Genomic DNA, 7,985 nt, shown 5'->3' with positions numbered 1-7,985 from the left:
ACCTCTGATCCTAGACATGCAGTCCTCGGATCAATTTTGGAGATCATCATGAGCCGCTTTGCCCAACCCGTCTATGTAGCCGCAGGCCTGCGGACCCCCTTCGGCCGCGGCGGTGGCGCATTGGCGGCCTACGACGCTATCACTCTGTCTGTGCCTGTCGTGCAGGCGATGGCCGAGCACGCAGAGCCCGATCTCCTCGTCTGGGGAACGGTGATCCCGAATTTGGGCTGGAGCAACATTGCTCGCGAAACCTGGCTTGATGCCAAGCTCAATCCGAACGTTCCGGCGTTCTCTGTAGTTTTGGCATGCTCTACCAGTATGACGGCGACCTTCGCTGCAGCAGGAATGTTGGGTGAAGGAATTGATCTCACCATCGTGGGCGGTTCCGAGGTCATGAGCCGACCTTCAATCGCCCTTACTGCCGATGCATCAAAGCGGCTCTCTGACCTCTTCGCTAAGGATCCAGCTGGGGGGCTTGCCGCTCTTCAATCCCTGACTCCCCGCGACTACGTGCTCCCAACAAAGGGCTGGGCCAACAGAACGACCGGCAAGACCATGGGTGATCATATGGAAGAGACGGCCAAGGCTTGGCGGATTTCGCGTGAAGCGCAGGATGATTGGGCCCTCAAGAGCCACCAGCGGGCAGTCGCTGGGTGGGAGCGTGGCTTCTTCGATGATCTCGTGATCCCCTTGCCTGAGCTAGCGCGCGATGCGAACCCGCGCGCCGACACTTCGCAAGAGCGGCTTGCCGCTCTGAAGCCCGCCTTTGATCGCGACAGTGGACGCGGAACGCTCACAGCTGGCAATAGTTCTCCGATTACGGACGGCGCTGCCGGGTGCTGGGTTGCAACCCAAGCCGGTATGGCGAGACTTCCGGCGGGCACACCCCACGCGAGGCTCGTCGACTATGAGATTTCTGCCGTCGATTTCCACACCGAGGGTCTGTTGATGGCTCCCTCCTATGGCATTCCGCGCTTGCTCGCGCGGAATGAACTCAGCTTCTCCGACATCGCGCTTTGGGAAATCCACGAAGCCTTCGCAGCGCAGGTCCTGGCGAACGTCGCAGCTATCACCGATCCGGATTGGGTGCGCGCGAAAGCCAGCGTGCTGGCGGATATGGGCGATTTCGACTGGGATCGCGTCAATCCCAATGGAGGCTCGGTCGCGATAGGTCACCCGTTCGGTGCTACAGGCGCGCGCGACCTAAGCCAGGCGGTGAAAGAACTTTGGGCCATGCCAACTGGATCGCGGGCAATCGTCAGCATCTGCGCCGATGGCGGTCAAGGCACAATCGCTCTGCTCGAACGCGACTAATCGGAAAACAGCCAACGCACTCGCAACGGGGAGATGAACGGTGATTCCGGATACTGTTATTCCCGGTCAGACGGCACACTTGCGCGCTCGAGCGCTTGCCGACCTGATGGTTCTCGACTCGCCTGAGGAGAAGGCCTTTGATGACCTGGTCTTCGTCGCGGCAAAGGCTTGCGCTGCTCCGGTTGCGTTAATCACGCTGCTCGACACCGATCGGCAATGGTTCAAGGCACGGTTCGGCCTCGACGTCTATGAAACGAAGATTGAGCACTCAGTTTGCCAGATCGACATCGATCGCGCCGATGTCCTAGAGATTCCGGATCTAGCGGCTGATGGGCGCACAAGGACTAACCCCCTGGTCACAGGCAAACGTCACTTCCGGGCCTATGCCGGTGCGCCGTTGGTCCTCCGCTCTGGCATCATCGTCGGGCGCCTGTGTGTCATCGACACCGTCCCTCGCCCAGAAGGGCTGACTGAGACGGAGAAAGCGATGCTGCTGGCTCTTGCAAGGCTCGCGAGCGAAAACCTCGAACTTCGTCGCATCGCCCATACAAGCGACCGCATAATGACGTTGCAGACCGCACTGGTCGAAATCGGAGAGGCAATCCGCGATAGCCGAGACACGGAGCAGATGGCCTTCAACACTGCGGGCATCGTTGGCCCTTTGCTGTCTGCGGATCGCGCGGGCCTCGCGTCCATAGACGACGCGGTTGCAACGATCGACGTAAAGAACGATTGGACCGCTCCAGGGACTGTAAGCATCGTCGGACGGGACCGGCTCGATGCCTGCGCCGATTTACAAGCGCCCCTTGCACACGGCGAGCCGTTAGTCGTGTGGGACGCCCAAAATGACGAACGCACGCTACAAGTTCTGCAGAGCGCGATGCGCATCGGTGTTCGCTCACTAATAAACATGCCCGTGCGCGAGAAGGGCAAGACGATTGCCGTGCTCTTCGTCCACTCGGCTCATCCGCGGACGTGGCCGGCGGAAGAGATAGCATTCTTGCGCAGCGCTGCCGATCGCCTGGAAGCCGGTATTTCCGAACATCGCGCCGAGCAGCAGCAGCGCATCGTCAACGGTGAGATCTCACATCGGCTGAAGAACACCCTGACGATGGTCCAAGCAATCGCAAACCAGACCTTGAGAACGATCGTCGATCGCGAAGCGGTCTATGCCTTCGAGCGACGGCTGATCGCACTCAGCGCGGCCCATGACGCGTTGCTTGAAGCGAATTGGGCACAGGCCGATCTGGAAACAGTCGCAAGCACGGTTCTCGAGACTATTGGGTTCGCCAATCGTTGCAGATTGGACGGGCCGCCCGTGGCTCTAGGTCCACGGGCAGCGGTTTCGTTTGCCCTGATTGTGCACGAATTGTTGACCAACGCCTTCAAGTATGGCGCACTATCGAACAACGATGGTGAAGTATTGCTCACTTGGGGCATCGAAAATGGGAAGACTGACGATCTTCTGGTTATCCGCTGGATCGAAAGCGGTGGACCGCCGGTAACTGCCCCGCCCCGACGCGGCTTCGGATCCAAACTCATCAGCACCGGGCTATTAGGAATAGGCGGCGTCAACATTCGTTACGATCGGTCAGGGTTCTCCGCCGACCTGAAAGCCCCGCTGCGCAATTTGGCCCAAGCTTGAGTTAGGATGGTGTGCAATGATCAAACCCGTGGTCCTCGTCGTCGAAGACGAACCACTTATCCGTCTGTTTGCATCGGACATGATCGAGGAAGCTGGTTTCGAGGTGCTACAAGCCTCCAATGCAACGGCGGCGATCGCGACTATGGAGGATCGGCGGGATATCCGCGTGGTATTCACCGACGTGGACATGCCCGGAGGCATCAGCGGCATCAAACTGGCGGAGTGCATACGTGCGCGTTGGCCAGATGTTCAGATCATTGTGACATCGGGGAGGCCCTGGCCCGCGGAGGAACCCATCCCGACAAATGTTGTCTTCTTCCCGAAGCCCTATCGCCAAGATCGTGTCCTCGACACCGTAAAACGAATGGCGGCCTAGCGCGCCGACGCGAAGCTCGGGTGGTTGACCAAACATGCGAGCAACGATGGTTACTCCAGGTTCTGCGCCTGCGCGCCAAGAGATGCTGCTCCGTCTGATGAGCAGGGTATGATCCTGGTGCCCCTGGCCTATCTTGCCGGCATGCTGACGATTGTCAGCCCCTGCATTCTGCCTGTACTCCCATTCGTCTTTGCGCGAGCCGGCCAGCCATTCGTGCGGAGCGGGCTTCCGCTGTTAATTGGTATGGCCATTACCTTCTCCGGCGTTGCGACCTTGGCCGCGATCGGCGGCGGTTGGGCCGTTCAGGCCAATAGCATTGGAAGAGCAGTGGCATTAGTCATTCTCGGTGCCTTTGGTGGTTTGCTGCTCTTTCCTGCTCTCGCGGATCGAGCGACGCGCCCCCTCGTCCGCTTAGGCGGCCAGCTTTCGCAATCCTTGGATTCGCCAGGTTCGCAAAGTGGCGGCATTTTAGCGTCGGGCCTGCTTGGCGTAGCTACAGGCCTGCTTTGGACGCCTTGCGCAGGACCTGTGTTAGGCCTGGTGCTGACCGGAGCCGCGTTGCAAGGTGCCAACATTGGCACTTCGCTGCTCCTGCTTGCCTATGCTGGAGGAGCGACTACGTCACTCGCCCTAGCGCTATTGTTCGGGAAACGCATGCTTGCTGCGATGAAGCGGACAATCAGGCTTGGAAACTGGCTTCGTCGCTCGCTTGGGGCGTTCGTCCTAGTTGCGGTGGCCGGAATCGCGCTCGGATTGGACACCGGCCTGCTGACCCAGCTGTCACTTGCCGGTACGACAAATGCCGAACAGAAGTTGCTCGGTCTAATACAGCCGGACAATCAAACGGCGCGCACCAGCCCTTTTGATGAATCGCCGCTCGGGATTGAAGGGAGTTTGCCATCGCTGACCGGCGCCACAAACTGGCTGAACTCCCCCCCGCTAACCCGAGAAGGCTTGCGCGGCAAGGTCGTGCTAATAAACTTCTGGACCTACAGCTGCATAAACTGCCTGCGCGCGCTTCCGTACGTGCGTGCGTGGGAAAGGAAATACCGGGCCGCAGGCCTCGTCGTCATCGGCGTTCACGCGCCGGAGTTTGCGTTCGAGAAAGATCGACGTAACGTGACGAAGGCTGTGCGCGACCTGACCATCACTTACCCTGTCGCTCTTGATAACAACTATGCAATCTGGCGCGCATTCGACAATCGCTATTGGCCCGCTAGCTATCTCATCGACGGCGAAGGCCGCATCCGACATCATCATTTCGGGGAAGGCAATTATGCCGAGTCCGAACAGGTCATCCAGCGGCTCCTTGCGGAGAACGGGGAAGCGGTTGGTGACATGCGAACGGTGTCGGTGCGCGGTGTCGGCGTCTCTGCCGCAGCGAGCGAAAGCAAGGTCCTCTCCCCCGAAACCTATATCGGCTATGCCCGCGGAGGGCGGCTCGTTTCACAAAATGGCTACTCCCGTGACAAAGCTCACGAATATTCCGTTCCAAAGAGGTTGCGACTGAACGAATGGGCGCTGTCCGGTCAGTGGGTTGCAGGCCCGGAATATGCCGCAGCCCAATCGCCCGGCGCTCGCCTTGTCTACCGCTTCCACGCACGGGACCTCCATCTCGTTCTTGGCACCATGTCAGCGGGACAGCGCATTCGTTTTCGGGTGACGATCGATGGAAAGGCGCCATCCAACGACCGCGGTAGTGACATCGACGCCGCAGGACACGGCATTGTCGATAGGCAGCGGCTATATCAGTTGGTGCGGCAGAGCGGCACCGTCCGCGAACGCACCTTCGAAATCGAGTTTCTCGACCCCGGAGCTCAAACTTTCGCCTTCACCTTCGGCTGAGGCCAGCCGTGCCTAGCCTAAATATTCGATGATCGGAGCCATTACATGAAGCCGGATGTCCTCCTCTACACCATGAGCTGGTGTCCGTTCTGCCGCAGGGCCAAAAAACTCCTCAGCGAGAAAGGAGTGCAATGGAACGAGCTCGATATCGAGGCGGATCCGGCTTACCGGCAGGCGATGATAAAAGCGTCGGGTCGAAAAACCGTGCCGCAAATCTTTATCAATGGCACCCATGTCGGTGGTTGTGACGAGCTGCTCGCGCTCGAGGCCAAGAGAGGCCTCGACGAACTTCTTGCGAGCAAGCCCGCTGGGACCTGAACGGTCGCCGCCCGGGTCCGACAGCACCCAAACTACGCGCCATTGAAAAATATGGGAGGATACGCCGATCGTTTCATCAGTCTGGAAAAACGCAACCATAGCCACAAGCGACGAGAGATATTGATGGATCAGATGCAGCTTGCCGAGTTTGACGAAGCATTCAGAAAGCTTCCCGAGGGATACAGCCAGGGAGTATACGAAGGCCAGCGTTTCGGCTTGGTAGTCCGGCGATCGGAGGACGGACGCCGAAACAGTCTGTTCGCCAAGGAGTTGGCCGGGACTGATATCATCAGTTTCAACCTGTATCGTTTCTTTTCTGGCAAATCATCACTCAAACCCTGTGAAATGTCCGCAGAGAAAGTTGTGGCATTCGTGCTTGGCTTTCAAGCAGACGAGAGAGAGTGAGAATTGGCAACTTCACGGTTCCGGAATGTTTGTCCCGTAACGCTGCGAATGTCGTTCAAGGGTATCAAAACTATAGCTGCTCGTTATTGGACTTTACATGGCAATAAACTCATCCTCCACCCATCGCTATCGGCAGGATAACCTGTGCTGGCTATTTTTTTGATGATGATTCAGAAAGTATAACCGATGCCAAAAACTAGCGCTGTCGCTGTTTCGACGCTTTCCGATCTCGACGGATGTGCGACTATGGCCATCGCTGACGCCCTAAGGGTCATTCTGGCTGACGCCTATGCGATATACCTGAAAACTAAGGGCTTCCACTGGCACGTCTCCGGGCCATACTTCAGGGACTATCACCTACTTCTCGATGAGCAAGCCGCAGAAATCCTGGCTATCACCGATGCGATTGCCGAGCGCGCCCGAAAGACGGGCCACACAACTATTCGATCGATCGGCGATATCGCTCGCCACCAGACCATTAAGGACCACGACAAAAAGTTCGTTACGCCGCAGGACATGATGAGCGAGCTGCGAGCCGACAATCTCCTGCTGGTCGAGTCGCTTCGCCGCGCCAAGGAAATCGCGGACAAGGCGAACGACAATGCAACGTCCGGCCTGATTGATACTTGGACGGACGAGGCGGAGCGCCGTGCATGGTTTCTCTTCGAGATCAGCCGTTAGGTCTGCCTCTCCGTCTCAGTGGAGGCGATGGCTTGATAGCGACAGCTTAGGCCATGTCGCTGGTGAGTTGGACGCATCCTGACCTGCAACGAGATGGACTTGCTCGTGGCGTAGTCAGAAAGTGATGTGGTCGCCACATCGCACCAATGGCGGTTGCACCCAGGTCGATATTGTCCGAGCAGCCGCAAAATCCAGACAGAAGGAGTAGCATTGTGCGTCTTGCAATAATCGGCCTCGGTCGCATGGGTGCCAATATCGCGCGCCGCCTGATGCGCGGCGGCCACGAAATCGTCGCCTATAACCGTGACCCTATCGCGGTGACCAAGCTCGTTGGCGAAGGTGCCATCGGAGCGAATTCGCTGGAAGACATCGTCGCGAAACTCTCCGCCCCGCGGATCTTTTGGGTAATGCTCCCGGCAGGAGCCCCCACCCAGGGCATAGTCGACAGGCTAATGGAATTGTCCGAGGTCGGCGACATCATCATTGATGGCGGCAACAGCTTCTACAAGGATGACATCAAACGTGGAGCTGCGGCACGAGCGAAACAACTCCACTATGTCGACGTCGGCACATCAGGTGGGGTCTGGGGACTCGAGCGCGGCTACTGCATGATGATTGGTGGCGACAAAGAGACCATCGACCTATTGGATCCCGTCTTTGCCACGCTCGCTCCAGGCTATGGTTCGATCGCTCGCACCGTTGGACGCAGCGGCCCGGACAATCGCGCCGAGCGCGGCTATATTCACGTCGGCCCCACCGGCTCCGGCCATTTTGTCAAAATGGTCCATAATGGTATCGAATACGGCCTGATGCAGGCATATGCAGAGGGTTTCGACATCCTAAAGAGCAAGTCCTCCGAACGGCTCCCGCCCGACGAACGCTTTGAAATCGATCTGACCGATGTTGCCGAAGTTTGGCGTCGCGGCAGCGTGATCTCGTCTTGGTTGCTCGATCTGTGCGCGCTTGGCCTGGTCGCGGATCCAATGCTCGAGCAATTCACCGGCCACGTCTCGGATTCAGGCGAGGGCCAGTGGACTATTGATGCGGCTATGGAAGAAGCCGTCCCGGCCTACGTCCTCTCAGCGGCCCTGTTCGCGCGCTATCGCAGCCGCGTCGATCATACCTTTGGCGACAAGCTCCTCTCAGCCATGCGCTTCGGTTTTGGTGGGCATGTCGAGATGCCTCAATGAGCGAGCCACTACACCAGCAGTCATGCTGGTGACATTCGACGCGATAGCTGGATACCGCTTGCTGGATTCACAAGCACGGCCGCTAGGGTGACGTTCGGCAGAACTTACACCTCGAGCGTCTCTGTCACACGAACGTAACCCTGCGGTGAGGGCCGCCTTGCGCTGATTTGCTGACGTGCCGAGAAGGCACCGGTGCAAGCGCTGGTGCTTG

The 7,985-nt window shown here is 58.5% G+C and carries 8 protein-coding genes; all 8 read left to right on the top strand.

What is annotated here, in order from left to right; all coding sequences use genetic code 11:
* Window positions 1-48 precede the first annotated feature (48 nt).
* The 8 genes from K5Q19_RS14820 (at window position 49) to gnd (ending at window position 7,774) form a co-directional block, all read left to right on the top strand.
* The gene (locus tag K5Q19_RS14820; protein ID WP_292946653.1) at window positions 49-1,314 is read left to right on the top strand and encodes an acetyl-CoA C-acyltransferase; all 1,266 of its coding nucleotides are present in this window, start codon (window positions 49-51) and stop codon (window positions 1,312-1,314) included.
* A gap of 40 nt (window positions 1,315-1,354) precedes the next feature.
* Window positions 1,355-2,959, top strand: coding sequence for a GAF domain-containing protein (locus K5Q19_RS14815; RefSeq protein ID WP_292946650.1), 1,605 nt, complete (start codon window positions 1,355-1,357; stop codon window positions 2,957-2,959).
* A 16-nt stretch (window positions 2,960-2,975) separates the two neighbouring features.
* Complete coding sequence (locus K5Q19_RS14810) at window positions 2,976-3,335, top strand: response regulator (RefSeq protein ID WP_292946647.1); 360 nt, start codon at window positions 2,976-2,978, stop codon at window positions 3,333-3,335.
* A 108-nt stretch (window positions 3,336-3,443) separates the two neighbouring features.
* Complete coding sequence (locus K5Q19_RS14805; protein WP_292946645.1) at window positions 3,444-5,180, top strand: cytochrome c biogenesis protein DipZ; 1,737 nt, start codon at window positions 3,444-3,446, stop codon at window positions 5,178-5,180.
* 45 nt (window positions 5,181-5,225) lie between these two features.
* Window positions 5,226-5,498, top strand: a complete 273-nt coding sequence (gene grxC, locus K5Q19_RS14800) for a glutaredoxin 3 (RefSeq protein ID WP_292946642.1) — start codon at window positions 5,226-5,228, stop codon at window positions 5,496-5,498.
* A 123-nt stretch (window positions 5,499-5,621) separates the two neighbouring features.
* The gene (locus tag K5Q19_RS14795) at window positions 5,622-5,903 is read left to right on the top strand and encodes a hypothetical protein (protein ID WP_292946640.1); all 282 of its coding nucleotides are present in this window, start codon (window positions 5,622-5,624) and stop codon (window positions 5,901-5,903) included.
* Between the two features lie 186 nt (window positions 5,904-6,089).
* Window positions 6,090-6,584, top strand: coding sequence for a DNA starvation/stationary phase protection protein (locus K5Q19_RS14790; RefSeq protein WP_292946638.1), 495 nt, complete (start codon window positions 6,090-6,092; stop codon window positions 6,582-6,584).
* Window positions 6,585-6,796: 212 nt separating this feature from the next.
* Complete coding sequence (gene gnd / locus K5Q19_RS14785) at window positions 6,797-7,774, top strand: phosphogluconate dehydrogenase (NAD(+)-dependent, decarboxylating) (protein ID WP_292946635.1); 978 nt, start codon at window positions 6,797-6,799, stop codon at window positions 7,772-7,774.
* Window positions 7,775-7,985 lie beyond the last annotated feature (211 nt).

The sequence above is a fragment of the Novosphingobium sp. genome, from assembly GCF_019748365.1.
Taxonomy (GTDB): domain Bacteria; phylum Pseudomonadota; class Alphaproteobacteria; order Sphingomonadales; family Sphingomonadaceae; genus Novosphingobium.
Note: the sequence above shows the minus strand (reverse complement) of the source record. Positions and strands in the feature narration are given on the sequence as shown.

Coding starts and splice junctions, on each gene's coding strand:
- K5Q19_RS14795 (WP_292946640.1), top strand. CDS start 5,622: ATGGATCAGATGCAGCTTGCCGAGTTTGACGAAGCATTCAGAAAGCTT.
- K5Q19_RS14790 (WP_292946638.1), top strand. CDS start 6,090: ATGCCAAAAACTAGCGCTGTCGCTGTTTCGACGCTTTCCGATCTCGAC.
- K5Q19_RS14805 (WP_292946645.1), top strand. CDS start 3,444: ATGATCCTGGTGCCCCTGGCCTATCTTGCCGGCATGCTGACGATTGTC.
- K5Q19_RS14810 (WP_292946647.1), top strand. CDS start 2,976: ATGATCAAACCCGTGGTCCTCGTCGTCGAAGACGAACCACTTATCCGT.
- K5Q19_RS14820 (WP_292946653.1), top strand. CDS start 49: ATGAGCCGCTTTGCCCAACCCGTCTATGTAGCCGCAGGCCTGCGGACC.
- grxC (WP_292946642.1), top strand. CDS start 5,226: ATGAAGCCGGATGTCCTCCTCTACACCATGAGCTGGTGTCCGTTCTGC.